Here is a 15,290-nt window from a genome sequence, read left to right as displayed (position 1 = left end):
AGATGCAATGTTCAGATTTACACTCAATCTATTTGCATTAGAAACGATAAGCAACCTAATTGAACATGACATTGTCTGACAATCTTGTGTCAACAAAGCCAATTTTGTCAGTCAAAACGGACAATCATGCGCCAAAGACTTGCATACCTTGGTAAATAAAATAGCAGCCGACTGTTATTAATAAACATGCAAAACAACGCTTTAGCATAAATGGAGACAACATATGAGCCACTTTCGCACCCAATTTCGCAGTAATGAAGCTCATTACACTAATCCCGATAAATGCATAAATATGGATATAACCAATGGTATTGGGAACCTCGATATCGGCTTGATGACCAAACCACATAAAGCCGAGGGCCCCAGCAATCGCAATCGGTAAACCACATGCAGCAGAGGTTGCGACCGCTTTTTGCATAATGACGCCGTTTTTATTCAAATACGGGACGGTTAAGCTACCACCACCAATACCGAAGATCGCAGAAGCAATCCCAATACCACCGCCTGCTGCCATTTGCATGGCTTGTGAGGGTAAATGTTTATTCGGATCGACTGGTGTCGCTGCACCGCGAAACATTTTAAAGGCCACCCAGACCGCAAAAAAGCCAATTAACAGTTGCAAACCCTGCCCTGATAAATAATCTGCAATGCCTGCACCGAGAAATGAACCGATCACCAAACCCGGTGCCAAATTACGAAAGACATTCCACAGCACTGCACCTTTTTTATGATGCGCCGAAACCGAACTGAGTGAGGTCACAATAATCGTGGCTAAAGATGTGCCCACCGCCATGTGCATAATCACACTGGGGTCATACTGAAGTTGGGTAAAGACGATGAACAAAATTGGCACAATAATCAGGCCACCGCCAACACCAAATAGCCCCGCAGCAAAACCAGCGATTGCACCAATCAGTAAATATATGATTAACTCCATCAATATTATTCCACAACTCTCAGATTCAAATGGATTTAGAGACCAGATACTTACAGCAATTGCTGAGCACAGTACCTCAACCGCCTGAAGTTTTATTACTGAAGCCCATTACTACATCGACCAATGACGATGTCCGTGAGATTGCCAAAAAAGGCATTCAGCATGTTTTGGTATGCAGTGAACAACAGACTCAAGGCCGTGGGCAACGCGATCATCAATGGGTCTCACCCGTTGGTAATATCTATTTAAGCACATTGCTGAATTTACAAACAGCGATAGATGGACGGCTTGCACTCGAAATTGCCTTAAATATCTTACAAATGCCAAGTTTGCAAAATCTCGCTTTACAAGTGAAATGGCCCAATGACCTATATAGCCCACAAGGCAAATGGGGCGGGATTTTGATTGAACCAATTTCGCCACATCAAGCGATTGTCGGCGTGGGCATGAACTTATTTCCGATTCCATCCAGAGGAATTGAGCAACGCGCAACGTCGTTATATGAACTCGGACTTCACTCGCCAAACCGTTTACAGTTAATCGCTGAACTCTATGCAGCGATTCAACTTGCAGGTGAATGGTTCGATCATAACTGCTATAACCTCGCTGCACGATTCAACCATTATGCTGCATTTATGCAACAGCCCGTTGAGCTTGAACACCTGCAAGGCAAAAGCCAAGGTCTCTTTCTCGGTATTGAAAATGATGGTTCGATCAACATCCAAACTTCGCAGCGCTTAGAAAATCATTTCCAAGGTCGCTTACGTTTAGCAGATCAATCATAAACAGGATTGCAAAGGCCTACTGATGAAAAAATTATGGCTCGATGTCGGTAATACTCGGCTGAAATACTGGATTACTGAACACGATCAAATCATAGAACATGCTGCGGAACTGCATCTACAGTCTCCTGCGGAACTTCTACTCGGTTTGATCCAGCACTTTAAAAGCTTGAATTTAGATCAGGTGGGTATTTCTTCAGTACTCGACAAAAAAAATAATGATCGGATTCAAAAAATTCTTAAATTTTTAGCCGTTCCTGTCACCTTTGCCAAAGTTCATGCCGAATATGCGGGCTTGCGCTGTGCTTACGAAGACACCACAAAGTTCGGGATCGACCGTTGGCTGCAAATGCTGGCTGTGGTCAAAGACCCTGCTCAAAAATACTGTGTGATTAGCTGTGGAACGGCACTCACCATTGACTTAACGGATGGATTACAACATTTAGGTGGCTATATTTTGCCAAATTTATATTTGCAACGTGATTCGCTCATCCAAAATACCAAAGGCATTAAAATTCCAGATGCCATCTTTGACGAGTTGTCTCCTGGTAAAAATACCATCGATGCTGTTCATCATGGCATATTGCTCAGTTTGGTCAGCACCATTGAAAAGGTTCTCGACAAATATCCAAGTCAGTTGATTTTAACCGGTGGCGATGCTGCGCTATTTGCACGCTATTTAGAACAATACCAGCCAGCTGTCGAAGCAGATTTACTGCTTCGAGGCCTACAAAGTTATGTAAATGGTGTGTAATTTAGCTATTTATTTGATAGCAAACTGTGAAAGCGTGATGGCCAATGGTGATCACGCTTTTTTATTGAGGTTCATTTCATATAAGCGTGGTTACAAATTGTATCGCGATTCATGACCTTTTTTCGTCCAAGGAATTACAATAGCCTGCGATGATCGACAGATACATCAGCAACTTTATAATTTAAAAATGTCTTTCAAGATAGAATATAAGACGAAGAGTATAGATATGAAATTTAAAAATTTACTGGGTTTAAGCCTGCTCGCCTCTACATTATTCTTCGGCGGTTGTACCACGACACAAAATCTAGCCAACTCTAAAACCCCTGCCGAAATCAAATCACAGCTCAGCACCTCTGAAGCTGTTTTGGGTTATTTCGGTGATGAAGATAATCCTGATTACTGCGGCTGCGTATCGTATATTGACTCAAGCTATTACATGACCCCAGTCAAAGACGGCTATTACCGTGTACTTTTAGGTCGTAATGCCACAGGTGATTTTTTAGTCCAAGATTTTTACCAAGAAACCAAAACCCCTCAATCCTCACCTGCTTGGGTCAAAGATCCGATGAAACTATTTAGTTTCAGTGGCAGTGACATTGAAGGCCCAGTAACGCTTTATCGCAAAAACGGCAAAGTAGAATCAACCTTTGTGAACCAAGATGGCGTGAGCATCCACGGCGAAGAGTTTTATCCAACAGGACAACGTGGCGCAGCGTATAAAGTCGATGAAAATGGCAATGATGCCTATCGCTTATGGTATGCCTCAGGAAAAATTGCGGCTGAATATGTGGTCGATACCGATGGTGAATATGTTGGTGGCTATAAAGCTTGGCAGGAAGATGGTCGCGAAGCCAATGACAACATTGACGACATTCGTGAACGTGTTGCTTTAGAACTCGACTGATCTATCAACAAATCGAACAAACAAAAGGCGCAGATTGCGCCTTTTTTTATCTTCAATTGCACCTATTGCATGATCAATTTTAGTTTTCACTATTACCTTATCTACAAAACACGCGATCTATTAAACACGCGCACAAAACCTATCTAAGCCGTTAAAATTGGCTCTAACACGTGCCACAGTTGTGGAATCTCAGAAAAGCCATCTTTTGCTGTGAAATGCCCGGCTTCTTTCACTTCATAAATTTGTGCATTTATAAAATTGCCCAATTGGATCGCAACCGGTGGCGGCACGATAGGATCATTGGATGAAATCAAGCTGATACAAATCGGCATATAGGTCTGTAAAACACCGCTATCCATTTTTGCACGTTGAATAAATGCGGTTAATTCAGGTTGTGTCGGTAAACTACTTTTAAAACCTGACACAAAAACGCCCGCTTTAATCCGTGTGCCATGCTGTTCAAAATATTGATTGAGATAATGCAGCGTAGTTAAGCACCCCAAACCATGGGCAATCACAATGGTATTTTCATCCAAATCAGGCATTTGCAACGCTAGAAATTTCTGCCAATGGTCAAAATCAGGTTGTGCTGCATTTGCCATCACGATGCGTCGAGAATAATGTCCTGCTTCTTGCAGCTTTCGTCCCAACCAAGGAAACCAATGATCATTAGGCGATGCATCATGACCATGAACAATATAGATCTTTTGGCTTTCTGGCGTATGCGGTGTATTCATGATTTGATTCTTATTTTAGGTGATTATTTTTAGTGAAGCTTTCAATTTGCAGTTCGGCAAATTTTCACCTCTGTTTTAAACCTGTCACCTACACGCTCTCAATGTCAATTTGGCATCTTTTTGTAATGATTTAGCTCAGTTCGGTATCTATCTGCTGGTATAGCAAGATTCCTTCATCCAGTACTTGCTATCAAATGTACCCTACCACTTTACTTGAACGCACAGTCTCGTCAAATTGCAGCCATAAAAAAAGGCGCAGAAAGCGCCTTTTTTTCAGTCCAAATTACTTCGGATCTTTACTGCCAAACAATGGACCCATGCCACCGCCGCCAAATTGTTTTTGCATATTGCCTAATGATTTCATCATTTTTGCCATACCCGTTGGGTTGGCAAATTTCTTCATCATTTTCGCCATTTGCGCATGTTGCTTGATGAGTTTATTCACTTCAGCAACATCCATACCACAGCCTGCTGCAATACGTTTTTTACGGCTTGGATTCATCAAGTCTGGGTTACGACGTTCTTTAATGGTCATCGATTGAATAATCGCTTCCATTTTCTTCACTTGCTTTTCAGGATTTGCTTGTGCAATTGCATCTTGAATCCCTGAGTTGCTCATGCCTGGAAGTTTATCCAGGAAGCCCATCATACCGCCCATTTTGTTCATTTGTTCAAACTGCATCAGCATATCTTCAAAGTTGAAGCTACCGCCTTTTTGCAGTTTTTTCGCCATTTTTTCGGCTTTTTCTTTGTCGATTTTACGTTCAACTTCTTCGACCAAAGAAAGTACGTCACCCATACCCAAAATACGCTGTGCGATACGTTCAGGATGGAATGGCTCTAGGGCATCGAGTTTTTCACCCATACCCAAGAATTTAATCGGCTTGCCAGTAATAGCACGAACAGAAAGTGCCGCACCACCACGTGCATCACCATCCGTTTTTGTCAGGATCACACCTGTTAAAGGCAAAGCATCATTAAAGGCTTTTGCCGTATTCGCCGCATCCTGACCGGTCATGGCATCAACCACGAACAATGTTTCAGTCGGCTTAATTGCTGCATGAAGCTCTTTAATTTCATCCATCATTTCGTCGTCTACATGTAAACGACCTGCTGTATCGACAATCAAGACATCAGCAAATTGAATTTTTGCTTGCTCAATCGCACGATTAGCGATGGTAATTGGTTTTTCGTCTGCGCTTGATTCAAAGAAAATCGCGCCAACTTCACCTGCAACTGTTTGTAGCTGTTTAATCGCTGCTGGACGATAAACGTCGGCAGATACCATTGCTACTTTTTTCTTTTGACGTTCTTGTAAGAAACGTGCAAGTTTTGCCGCAGTGGTTGTTTTACCCGCACCTTGCAAACCTGCAAGAAGCACAACAACTGGTGGTTTTGCCGCTAGGTCTAGGCTTTCATTCGCCTCACCCATCATTTTGGTCAATTCATCATGAACGATTTTGACGAATGCCTGCCCCGGTGATAACTGAGTCATCACTTCTTGACCCAATGCCTCTTCCTTAACTTTCGCGATAAATTCACGAGTTACAGGTAACGCCACATCGGCTTCAAGAAGTGCCATACGTACTTCACGTAACGTATCTTTAATATTGTCTTCGGTTAGCTGCCCTGAGCCAGTAACATTTCTTAAACTCTGCGTGAGTCGTTCTGTTAAGGTATCAAACATTGCAAATTCCGCTTAAAATAGCCATGAGCAAAAAATTGTTTCTTAAAATAGAAAATTTATGCATAGAATGCTATAGGATACTTTAGTTCTTGCAGAATTTATATAAATGAATATTCATCATCCTGAAAAAGGTTTGACATGATCAGTCTCCCCTTGGTTTATACGATCTTAGCATTAATCGCTTATACCACTTCTTTTTGGTATTTATTCAGCCATTTGATGTCTAAACGTGTACCGAACCATTGGTTAATTGGTGTAGTGCTTGGCTTAGGCATGTTGCTACATGCAGGCGTTTTATATAACGACATGATGACACCATCAGGTGTTAATTATGATGTGTTTAACTTGATGTCTTTTACATCAGGTTTAATGCTTTTTCTCAGTTTAATTTTTAGTACCTATCGCCCTGTTCTTGCAATGAATTTGCTCGGTATCCCTGTAGCAGCAATGGGTTTAATATTGGGTTTTGCCTTTAGTAAACAAAATCAGTTTATTGAACAGCACTCTCTCGGCTTAGATGTTCACATTATTTTGTCGCTTTCCGCGTATGCAGTCCTGCTGATGGCAACTATTCAAGCGGTTATTTTGCGTTTACAAGACCGTGAACTAAAAAACAAGCAGAAAAAGCGTGTATGGGTGAGCCTGCTTCCATCCTTCCAAGCCATGGAATCTTTGCTATTTGATTTATTGATTGCTGGATTTGCACTACTGACCGTGGCGCTTGGGTTTGGTTTCTTCACCATCGATAACTTCTTTGCACAGCATTTGGCACATAAAACAGCCTTTAGCATTATTTCATGGTTCGTCTATGGAGCTTTGCTTATTGGACACTATCGTTTTGGCTGGCGTGGTCAAAAAGCTATTCGCTTTACCATTATTGGTTTTTGTCTTTTGGCAGTCGGCTTTATTGGATCTAAGTTTATTTTAGAAATGGTTTTGGGCCGCTAAGTCGACGATGAAATGATTTTAAGTTTTATTACGAAGTAAGTTTTATTAAGAAGTAAGTTTTATCAAGAAGGGAGCTAAGGCTCTCTTTATTATAGCTTGATTATTCACACAGAAATAACTGGCATAAAAAAAGCGCTATACAGCGCTTTTTTTTCATTACGTCTAAATTATAGAGCAACGATGTTTACAGCATTCGGGCCTTTTTGACCTTGAGCGATGCTGAAAGAAACCTTTTGGCCTTCTTGCAAAGTTTTGAAGCCAGAACCAGTGATTTCGCTGAAGTGAGCAAAAACGTCAGGACCGTTGTCTTGTGCAATAAAACCGAAACCTTTAGTTTCGTTGAACCATTTAACTGTACCAGTAACTGTATTAGACATAATAATACCTATTAATTTGTTGATTTAGCCATTGGATGATGACTGACTATAACTTGGAAAATAATAAAGAATTGAACTTCATTTCTGTAAAAAACGAAGGATTATGACTAACACTGCGATACTTAAAGAAAATTTACGAAACAATACTTTTTTTCTAGTTGCAGCCATCATACATGAAATCTTAAAAGATTCAAGCACAGTATATGTTGTTGATTCCATTAAAAAACAACAGTAAAAGCCATCTTCTTATTATTACTATCCATCTGTATTTACTCATTTTATTGTTTAAGTTTTATGTCAGTCAAGACTTTACGACTTTGGTCCTAATTTCACCAAATAATTACATAAAATCTTGTGATTTCGTATTCCGCATCACCAGAAGCACAAAACCTAGACATCCCTTTCAAAACCACGTATAACTCCGTTTTTCAATTTTTGGCTGTGTGACCGTGAAACTTGTTCTTGCGCCGATGGAAGGCTTAACCGACCCAATTATGCGAGATGTGTTAACGCATGTGGGGAGTTTTGACTGGTGTGTAACCGAGTTTATCCGTGTCACGGACTCTGTCCTGCCCGATCATATTTATCATAGCTATTGTCCTGAACTAAACAATGCAGGCAAAACTGCAGCAGGAACACCGGTTCATGTGCAGTTGTTAGGTAACAATCCCACTATGCTCGCGGCAAATGCTGTACGCGCGGTAGAACTTGGTGCCCCTGCAATTGATATGAACTTTGGTTGCCCTGCAAAAACCGTCAACCGCCACCGTGGTGGTTCAGTTCTGCTGGATGAGCCTGAAGTGGTGTATGAGTTAGTCAAAGCTGTGCGTGATGCTGTTCCGAGTCATATTCCTGTATCAGCAAAAATGCGTTTGGGTTATATGGACCGTAACTTCACTATGGAAAATGCGCATGCCATCGAAGATGCTGGAGCTGCATGGGTTACAGTCCATGCGCGGACTAAAGCCGATGGTTATACCCCGCCTGCCTTTTGGGATCAGTTGCAACCCATTCGTGAAGCATTGAAAATCAATGTGATTGCCAACGGTGAAATTTGGAATAATGCCGATGCCAAACAGTGCCAACTCGAATCCGGTTGTGAAGACCTAATGATTGGTCGTGCTGCGGTGACCACTCCTGACATTACACAGTGTATCCGTCGTAATACCGATGAACCGCTGATTACATGGCATGAACTACTTGGATTACAAATTCGTTTCTTAAATGGCTCGTATAAAAAAGAAATGAATATGGTCGGTCGTTATAAACAATGGCTCGGCATGATGTCGAAGCACTATCCAGAAGCCAAAGTCCTTTGGGATGAAGTAAAACGTGTCAAACCACTTGATGAAATCGTGCAAAAACTCAAAGCCGGTATGTAAGTTTTAAAGCACATCGCCCAATATGAAAACGAAAAAGTGTGAAAACAGCTATTTAAGCGTAGCCGCAGAGCCTTTGATTACACCTACAGTGTTCAAAGGCTTTGTTGTGTGGCAAACTCTAAAATTGCATCGATCTCATCTGCCAAAAACTCTTTCGGATGTTCCGAAGTCGGGTTCATCACCAAGCTTGCGCCTTTGGTAATGGCAAACAATTTTTCAGCACTGATCATGACAAATTCTGCGTCTGCGCCAACATCCTGTTGAAGCATCGCAAGACTCAGAAAGAATGGAATGGCTTGCTCGCCCTGCTCCGTTTCCATCAATTGAAAATGCAGATGCTGCTCAGCATCACGCTCACCCAGACAATACACTTGGCTGGCTAAAAGTTGCTGATAAAAGTCTTGGTATTGCTCAGGATGATCTAAAGTCGATTCATAAAGATGTTGCAGCGTGTCGTTCATTGTTATTGTCCGTCTATTTTTATCAGTCAGATACTGTTCACAATCCACAGCATACAGGAAGTTTATGAATTATGCCGTTGATTTAAATCCTCAATGTGCTGTCGATTTGTTTTCCACGACTTTTCTAAAATTTCTTTTTCTAAACGCAACTGTATTCGTTTAAGTTTCATTTCAGAGATCACGGGTTGCTGAAAAGTTTGAACATAGTCCACCCAAGCTGTACCCCGAAAAACATTCGACGGCATCTCTGTTTTAAACACCGCTTCAGGCATAAAAACAATCACAGAATGCATATTGTCTTTATCCACAATATCGCTCAACACCAGTTCTAACACTTTCATATGTTTATAATTTTGGTGAATCGGATTTTGAAATTTAAAACTTTTTTTATAAATCTTTTGCGTCCATTGTTTTTGTCTCTCGCTCCCAAAAATCCAACCCTTATAGTTTTTAGTTTCAATCACAAACACACCAAATGGGCTTAAAAGAAGATGATCAATTTGAGTCGTAGCTCCCTCGCCATCTGGTAAGGTCAAATCATTTAACAAGATATAATGGTCTTTCAAATAAAGTTTAACATGAACGGCGACAGCAAACTCCCCCATTTTCCCCTTTAAAAAAGGTTTAAATGCTTTGATTGCCCCCACAATCAGTAACAATGGAATTAGCCACCACAACGTCGAAATGAGGGGTGCAAAGATTTGAGAAATATTCATTGTTTTGATTCATTATTTTAAATAAGTATATTTTATATTTTATTGTAATTTCTCAATTTTTAACAATATTTCTTTATTTTCTAAACCACCCGCAAAACCCACTAATTTTCCATTTGCGCCCACGACACGATGACAGGGTGCAATAATTGAAATTGGATTTTTACCATTGGCTGCACCGACAGCACGTACGGCTTTGACATTGCCTATCTGCTCTGCAATTTGTTTATAACTGCGAGTTTCTCCAAAAGGAATTGTCAGTAAAGCTTGCCAAACTTGTTGCTGAAATTCGGTACCTTCAAAGTCTAGCGGCAAGTCAAATTGCTGTCTTTTACCTGCAAAATATTCATTTAATTGCTGTGCAGTTTTGAGCAAAATCGGGTGTTGCCGATCTTCAACCAAAGCCGCCAATCGCACACGATTAGGGTTTTCATTTTCCCAAAGGACAGCCACCAATGCGGTTTCATGTGCAACAAGTTTTAATTGTCCAACGGGCGAATCTAAAAACTGATAAGAAAGTTGCATGACATACTCCAAGCTCAAAATCGCAGCACTTCATTATTCAGGAGGACGATAATTTCATCAAGACCAGTCCTGAAATAATCAGTACCGCAGCTAGCATGCGCATGGCATTGGCAGGCTCACCCAATACAACGATGCCGAGGATAAATGAACCCACTGCACCAATCCCTGTCCACACCGTATAGGCTGTACCCAGTGGTAAGGATTTCATTGCATAAGACAATAAAGCGAAACTTGCGATCATGAAAACAATGGTCAAAATACTTGGCGTCAGTTTGCTAAAGCCTTCAGAGACTTTCATACAATAGGCCCAAACCACCTCAAGTAATCCCGCTACAATTAATAAAACCCAAGCCATATTTTTACCCCAAAAAAAGCACAGGGATCAATGACCGCTGTGCTTTAGAACATATTAACTTGAAGATAATTTCATCAAGATTAGACCCGAAATGATCAGTACTGCGGCTAACATCCGCATGGCAGTTGCAGGCTCACCGAGTATAAAAATACCCACGAGGAAAGAGCCAATCGCGCCGATTCCTGTCCAAATGGTATAAGCTGTTCCCAGAGGCAACGTTTTCATGGCATAGGCCAACAAACCAAAGCTCAGGATCATAAAAAATAAAGTGACTAAACTTGGGCCAAGTTTTGTAAAGCCTTCTGAGAGCTTCATCGAATAGGCCCAAACGATTTCAAAAATACCAGCGAATACCAGAACAACCCAAGCCATGATGCCTTCCTCCATATTAATAGAGTCAGGTCGTCCTGACGATTTTTCTTACTGGCTTTGAACAAAGATGTAAGGGAGGTCGTTCCTCCGAATATTTTCTCAGTATAGCAAATATGCTGAATTTTAGTGCAGTCTTTACATTTTTTGACCAAATTCAGGGCGTTATTCAGTTGAGTAAAACTCTAGTGCTGATGATTTGCGCCAAAACATAGCATGTCTGTTCAAAGGACAAATTCAGAAATAAAAAAGGCATCACCAAAACCTATTGATGATACCCTATTTATTTGGTCTATTCGCCGATTAGAACTTCAGACGAAGACCTGCGCCATACCACCATTGCTTTTCACTTCCAGTTTCAGCTTGCCATGCCGTATGCTGATTTCCTTTTTCATAGCTGTAAGCGACATCGATAAAGGGCATCAGCTTTTTATTGATTTCATAGCGTGTTTCTAGCCCTAGCCATACAGAACTGAGTCCTGTTTTTTGTGCATAGGCGGAATCATCACTCAGCACCACATCTAGGTTCAGATACGGTTTTAAAATCAATTTTTGCGTCAGCAGCAGATCACGTTCGGTTTTTAAAGAAAAACTGACCTGATTATCTGTACCAAGATATAGATAAGCATCAGTTTCAAAGAAATACGGTGCCAGACCATGCAGACCCACCGCAGCATCAAACTGTTCCTTGTCCATCACTTGATGTTCATCGACCCGATAACGTGCGCCAATTTGCGCATCCCAAAAGTCGGAGATCATACGGCTATACATCACTTGAGCCGCATAATCAGCATCTTGAGATTCTGCTTTATCGGCATGTAGTTTGATAAAGAGCTTATTTTCATCGGTCCCGATTCGACTCTCAATTTCGGTCTTTAAACTTCCACTGCCATCGGCATTATTGAGCCATCGATTGTCTATCTCAGTCGCTTGATAAATCTGTCCACCATGTTCACGCTTATGATCAACAGGAAACTGCGCAGAAGCAGCACGTGACGCAATAGATGATGCATTTGCATGTTCTGCATGTTCTGCATGTTCTGCATGTTCTGCATGTTCTGCATGTTCTGCATGTTCTGCATGTTCTGCATGTTCTGCATGTTCTGCAGTATGCTCCATCTTGTTCGATTCGATCCTTGTTTGCATCACTTGATGCGACGAATCATGTGAGGAATGCGACTCATGTTGAGCTGACATCGGCATGCTGTGATGTGCATCTTGCGCCATGGTCATTTGAGTGACCGATGCCAAAGCTAAACTTAGAACCGTATATGTGCATGGTTTAATGATGCGCATGAGACACCTCCTTTTGCGGTACAGATGCCGTTTTCGTATTCTCTGCGACATTTGCGACCACAAGTTTATTCATCATCCCTGCAGACATGTGATACAGCAAGTGACAATGAATCGCCCATTCCCCTAATTCATTGGCCGTTAACAGAGCCGTCACTGTTTTCCCCGGCGGCACAATCACCGTATGTTTATTTGGCATTTCAGAAGACACTTGCCCATTTTCCAATTGCATAAACATGCCATGTAAATGCATCGGATGCGCCATCATGCTGTCATTGACAAATTTCAGTCGGATTCGCTCACCATATTTCACTTTTAGTGGTCCAGCTTCGCTAAATTTTTTGCCATTCATGGTCCACATATAGCGTTCCATAGTTCCACCCAAATGAATGACCAAGTCTTGCGTCGGTTCACGTGTATCAGGCTGCGGGGTTAACGCTTTTAGATCACTATATTGCAGTGCCTTATCACCGACAGGTGTTGAAGCATTGGCCCAACCCATAACCGTTGCTGAATTTTCAACTGCCCGCATCTCTCCTTTAGACTGTGCATGCTCCATCGCTGTATGCATATCATGTTTCATAGATGAATCTATTGAGGAGTGGTTCATAGATGAATGATCCATCACACTATGATCCATATTGGCATGCGCTGAATCAGACATGTTCTGTTTATGCATCTCTGGATGCTGCATAGTAGTATGTGCAGTCACTGGAGAATGGTCCATGTCATGTCCCATAGCTGCATGATCATGTGCTTGATTCGGCTGAATCTTTGACGGATCGACAGTATGCGCGCTGTGCTCATGAGCATTCACTTGCTGGATTGCTGAAGTTTGGGTTGAACCTGTAGCCATATGTCCCATATTGCTATGGTCAATACCTGACATTGAACCATGCCCCATATCTTCCATGGTCAGCAAAGCGCGTAGCCGTGCTTTTGGTATATGAATACCTGAGTGCTGAGGCTGCGTTTCATCATGTAAAGTGCCAATCGCAAATCCAGTCCGATCAATCGACTCAGCTTCAATCTGATAATGCGCAGATTTAGGCTCTACGATCACATCATAGGTTTCTGCAGCACCGATGCGGAATTCATCCACAGCGACCGGCTTGACCGCTTGACCGTCTGCACTGACCACCGTCATTTTGAGCTGAGGAATACGCACATCAAAAAACGACATGGCCGCAGCATTTACAAAACGAAGTCTAACTTTTTCGTTAGGCTTAAATAGACCTGTCCAGTTTTGTTCTGGAGTTTTACCATTCAATAAGAACGTATAACCCGTTACATCAGACAAATCCGTTTTCAGCATACGCATTTGATTCCACATCGAACGGTCTTGCCAAGTATTTTTCAAACCCGTTCGTTGCATTTGCGTCCATACATCTGAAACTGTTTCACGCTGATTTTGATAGTATTCGGCAGACTTTTTCAGATTTGCCATAATCTGAGCGCTAGATGATTCATGAAAATCAGACAGCATGACCACATAATCACGTTGCGTCTGTTCATGTACGGCAAGTGCTTGTTTACCTTTCGGATAAATTACCAAAGCGCCATACAATCCGTCTTGTTCTTGGCCTTTGGAATGCGCGTGATACCAATAGGTTCCGCTTTGACGGACTTTAAATTTATAAGTAAAGCTACCATCAGGCTGAATTTCATTAAAACCATTAAAGCCGGGGACACCATCCATTAAGCCGGGCAGTAATAGACCATGCCAATGCACTGAGGTATTTTGTTTTTTGAGCTGATTATGCACATGGATGACCGCATCATCGCCTTCTTCAAACTCCAGTAATGGTGCTGGAAACTGACCATTGACGCTGATTTTCTTGACCGCTTTACCAGTCAAATTGATGGTCTTTTCATCAATATTCAGATGATATTCTTTAATGGCTGCAAACGCCCACGTTGGAGACAGCAGACATACCCCGAACACGAGGCCTGATTTAAATAAATTAGACATGACTTAACCTTTATAAAATAACGAAAAAACGTATTTAATACTCAGGTTAAGCTTGCGGAGGTCTTAGAATTTCTTGCCAAAAGCCTTTTAAATGCTGTCCAGCAAAAATGAAACGAGGAGGTTCTGCATAGTGATGCACATGGACGGTCTGCAATGCGACCAAGGCGCTATCGACATAAGAGGTACTGATTTGGCAATGTGCGAGTGTACAGTCCTGACAGTCTGTGTTTTGTATCGATGAATGATGCACCAGACCATCTTGCTGTGCAGATGGCGAATCTAAAGATTGATGACAGTCCATCATTGAAATGACTTCAGGTGTCGGCTGCTTGCCATGATGTGCTGCATGCTCTGGAACAGCTTGCCGCTGATTTTGATGGCAATTTGCTATATTTGAACGTGAAGGATCAGTATGTGCTGCATGAACTGGTGCCTGATGGGCATTCGCTGTCATCATTTGTTGATGTTGAAAATTTTGCTGTGCACTGACCACACTGCTCCACCCCATGACAAATGCCATGAGCCAAGCAAAGCCAAGATGCTTACGCAAAAAATTAAACAATTTAGTATCCTAATTCAACCCAATGATGCACTGTGACAATATATCCCTATTAACACATCTTTAGAAACATCACGCGATCGGCTCAGCCGAAATCCGCATGAAACACCATGATGATATTATTTACGATTCAAATGCAATCACATGACATTTGTATCAACATGACATGCAGCTCGACCGATTTATCCATCATGAACGATACATTCAGAAATATCTAAAAGCACTATCTAGTGCGATCGATGATGTGTTTTGCCAGTCGCAGCGTATCTCAATAGTTGCTAACAGCATAATTAATTGTGCAGTTATTCACAACAGTTTTAAATTTATTGCGCTGTCATAAAAATCAGCGCATATCTTCCAGTTAAAACATAAAAGTTATTTTTTAAACTGATTAATTATTTACCATAGATTAGGGTCTGTTGACATTTGTTGATTAAAAAAATAGCGAGATAGTAAAATTAAATCGCCAAACCCAATTTTACACTCGCTATGCCTCGAACAATGCTAAATGATCAACACTGGTCCAAGTTACTTG

At 41.5% G+C, this 15,290-nt stretch carries 17 protein-coding genes; 5 read left to right on the top strand and 12 right to left on the bottom strand.

Translation table 11 applies throughout. From position 1 onward, the window contains the following. Positions 1-124: 124 nt before the first annotated feature. Positions 125-937 (bottom strand): sulfite exporter TauE/SafE family protein, encoded by an 813-nt coding sequence (locus FTV11_RS08800; protein WP_180073854.1) that lies wholly within the window; start codon positions 935-937, stop codon positions 125-127. A 29-nt stretch (positions 938-966) separates the two neighbouring features. Between FTV11_RS08800 and FTV11_RS08795 the strand changes: the two genes are divergently transcribed. The 3 genes from FTV11_RS08795 (at position 967) to FTV11_RS08785 (ending at position 3,377) form a co-directional block, all read left to right on the top strand. Continuing rightward, positions 967-1,722 (top strand): biotin--[acetyl-CoA-carboxylase] ligase, encoded by a 756-nt coding sequence (locus FTV11_RS08795; RefSeq protein ID WP_180073853.1) that lies wholly within the window; start codon positions 967-969, stop codon positions 1,720-1,722. Positions 1,723-1,744: 22 nt separating this feature from the next. Continuing rightward, a complete protein-coding gene (locus FTV11_RS08790; protein ID WP_180073852.1) occupies positions 1,745-2,473 on the top strand; it encodes a type III pantothenate kinase in 729 nt (242 codons plus the stop codon). A gap of 226 nt (positions 2,474-2,699) precedes the next feature. Then, positions 2,700-3,377 (top strand): hypothetical protein, encoded by a 678-nt coding sequence (locus FTV11_RS08785; RefSeq protein WP_180073851.1) that lies wholly within the window; start codon positions 2,700-2,702, stop codon positions 3,375-3,377. 143 nt (positions 3,378-3,520) lie between these two features. On the opposite strand, the gene FTV11_RS08780 is transcribed toward FTV11_RS08785, so the two are convergent. After that, on the bottom strand, positions 3,521-4,114 hold the full coding sequence (locus tag FTV11_RS08780) for an alpha/beta hydrolase (RefSeq protein ID WP_078191162.1): 594 nt from the start codon (positions 4,112-4,114) through the stop codon (positions 3,521-3,523). 283 nt (positions 4,115-4,397) lie between these two features. Further along, positions 4,398-5,801 carry a signal recognition particle protein gene (gene ffh, locus FTV11_RS08775; RefSeq protein ID WP_078191163.1) on the bottom strand — a complete coding sequence of 468 codons (1,404 nt, stop codon included), beginning with the start codon at positions 5,799-5,801 and terminating at the stop codon, positions 4,398-4,400. Between the two features lie 138 nt (positions 5,802-5,939). Here ffh and FTV11_RS08770 point away from each other — a divergent pair, with 138 nt between their 5' ends. Beyond that, a complete protein-coding gene (locus FTV11_RS08770) occupies positions 5,940-6,749 on the top strand; it encodes an inner membrane protein YpjD (RefSeq protein ID WP_180073850.1) in 810 nt (269 codons plus the stop codon). A gap of 167 nt (positions 6,750-6,916) precedes the next feature. Here FTV11_RS08770 and FTV11_RS08765 read toward each other — a convergent pair whose 3' ends face one another. Beyond that, positions 6,917-7,126, bottom strand: a complete 210-nt coding sequence (locus FTV11_RS08765; protein WP_067761877.1) for a cold-shock protein — start codon at positions 7,124-7,126, stop codon at positions 6,917-6,919. 449 nt (positions 7,127-7,575) lie between these two features. Here FTV11_RS08765 and FTV11_RS08760 point away from each other — a divergent pair, with 449 nt between their 5' ends. After that, positions 7,576-8,508 carry a tRNA-dihydrouridine synthase gene (locus tag FTV11_RS08760; protein ID WP_180073849.1) on the top strand — a complete coding sequence of 311 codons (933 nt, stop codon included), beginning with the start codon at positions 7,576-7,578 and terminating at the stop codon, positions 8,506-8,508. A gap of 92 nt (positions 8,509-8,600) precedes the next feature. Here FTV11_RS08760 and FTV11_RS08755 read toward each other — a convergent pair whose 3' ends face one another. The 8 genes from FTV11_RS08755 to FTV11_RS08720 form a co-directional block, all read right to left on the bottom strand. Further along, a complete protein-coding gene (locus FTV11_RS08755) occupies positions 8,601-8,969 on the bottom strand; it encodes an SseB family protein (RefSeq protein WP_180055577.1) in 369 nt (122 codons plus the stop codon). Between the two features lie 62 nt (positions 8,970-9,031). Further along, positions 9,032-9,685, bottom strand: a complete 654-nt coding sequence (locus tag FTV11_RS08750) for a nuclease-related domain-containing protein (RefSeq protein WP_180059814.1) — start codon at positions 9,683-9,685, stop codon at positions 9,032-9,034. Positions 9,686-9,724: 39 nt separating this feature from the next. Continuing rightward, positions 9,725-10,207, bottom strand: a complete 483-nt coding sequence (locus tag FTV11_RS08745) for a methylated-DNA--[protein]-cysteine S-methyltransferase (protein ID WP_180005010.1) — start codon at positions 10,205-10,207, stop codon at positions 9,725-9,727. Between the two features lie 37 nt (positions 10,208-10,244). Then, positions 10,245-10,562 carry a quaternary ammonium compound efflux SMR transporter SugE gene (gene sugE, locus FTV11_RS08740; protein WP_078191206.1) on the bottom strand — a complete coding sequence of 106 codons (318 nt, stop codon included), beginning with the start codon at positions 10,560-10,562 and terminating at the stop codon, positions 10,245-10,247. Between the two features lie 54 nt (positions 10,563-10,616). Continuing rightward, positions 10,617-10,934: a multidrug efflux SMR transporter gene (locus tag FTV11_RS08735; RefSeq protein ID WP_078191168.1), complete on the bottom strand. Its 318-nt coding sequence runs from the start codon at positions 10,932-10,934 to the stop codon at positions 10,617-10,619. A 300-nt stretch (positions 10,935-11,234) separates the two neighbouring features. Next, the gene (locus FTV11_RS08730) at positions 11,235-12,227 is read right to left on the bottom strand and encodes a copper resistance protein B (protein ID WP_180073848.1); all 993 of its coding nucleotides are present in this window, start codon (positions 12,225-12,227) and stop codon (positions 11,235-11,237) included. Continuing rightward, entirely contained in the window at positions 12,214-14,196 is a 1,983-nt protein-coding gene (locus FTV11_RS08725; RefSeq protein WP_180073847.1) for a multicopper oxidase domain-containing protein, read from the bottom strand. Before FTV11_RS08725 ends, FTV11_RS08730 begins: the two co-directional genes overlap by 14 nt. 46 nt (positions 14,197-14,242) lie before the next feature. Then, positions 14,243-14,758, bottom strand: a complete 516-nt coding sequence (locus FTV11_RS08720) for a hypothetical protein (RefSeq protein WP_180073846.1) — start codon at positions 14,756-14,758, stop codon at positions 14,243-14,245. Between the last annotated feature and the right edge of the window lie 532 nt (positions 14,759-15,290).

Source organism: Acinetobacter sp. YH12231 (genome assembly GCF_013417755.1).
Lineage (GTDB): Bacteria > Pseudomonadota > Gammaproteobacteria > Pseudomonadales > Moraxellaceae > Acinetobacter > Acinetobacter amyesii.
This window is presented reverse-complemented; position numbering and strand designations above follow the sequence as displayed.

What these genes read in the sequence shown, in the direction of transcription:
- FTV11_RS08750 (WP_180059814.1), bottom strand. Translation starts at nt 9,685, where the DNA reads ATGAATATTTCTCAAATCTTTGCACCCCTCATTTCGACGTTGTGGTGG.
- FTV11_RS08745 (WP_180005010.1), bottom strand. Translation starts at nt 10,207, where the DNA reads ATGCAACTTTCTTATCAGTTTTTAGATTCGCCCGTTGGACAATTAAAA.
- FTV11_RS08735 (WP_078191168.1), bottom strand. Translation starts at nt 10,934, where the DNA reads ATGGCTTGGGTTGTTCTGGTATTCGCTGGTATTTTTGAAATCGTTTGG.
- FTV11_RS08800 (WP_180073854.1), bottom strand. Translation starts at nt 937, where the DNA reads ATGGAGTTAATCATATATTTACTGATTGGTGCAATCGCTGGTTTTGCT.
- FTV11_RS08725 (WP_180073847.1), bottom strand. Translation starts at nt 14,196, where the DNA reads ATGTCTAATTTATTTAAATCAGGCCTCGTGTTCGGGGTATGTCTGCTG.
- FTV11_RS08785 (WP_180073851.1), top strand. Translation starts at nt 2,700, where the DNA reads ATGAAATTTAAAAATTTACTGGGTTTAAGCCTGCTCGCCTCTACATTA.
- FTV11_RS08770 (WP_180073850.1), top strand. Translation starts at nt 5,940, where the DNA reads ATGATCAGTCTCCCCTTGGTTTATACGATCTTAGCATTAATCGCTTAT.
- FTV11_RS08730 (WP_180073848.1), bottom strand. Translation starts at nt 12,227, where the DNA reads ATGCGCATCATTAAACCATGCACATATACGGTTCTAAGTTTAGCTTTG.
- FTV11_RS08780 (WP_078191162.1), bottom strand. Translation starts at nt 4,114, where the DNA reads ATGAATACACCGCATACGCCAGAAAGCCAAAAGATCTATATTGTTCAT.
- FTV11_RS08755 (WP_180055577.1), bottom strand. Translation starts at nt 8,969, where the DNA reads ATGAACGACACGCTGCAACATCTTTATGAATCGACTTTAGATCATCCT.
- ffh (WP_078191163.1), bottom strand. Translation starts at nt 5,801, where the DNA reads ATGTTTGATACCTTAACAGAACGACTCACGCAGAGTTTAAGAAATGTT.
- sugE (WP_078191206.1), bottom strand. Translation starts at nt 10,562, where the DNA reads ATGGCTTGGGTTTTATTAATTGTAGCGGGATTACTTGAGGTGGTTTGG.
- FTV11_RS08790 (WP_180073852.1), top strand. Translation starts at nt 1,745, where the DNA reads ATGAAAAAATTATGGCTCGATGTCGGTAATACTCGGCTGAAATACTGG.
- FTV11_RS08765 (WP_067761877.1), bottom strand. Translation starts at nt 7,126, where the DNA reads ATGTCTAATACAGTTACTGGTACAGTTAAATGGTTCAACGAAACTAAA.
- FTV11_RS08795 (WP_180073853.1), top strand. Translation starts at nt 967, where the DNA reads ATGGATTTAGAGACCAGATACTTACAGCAATTGCTGAGCACAGTACCT.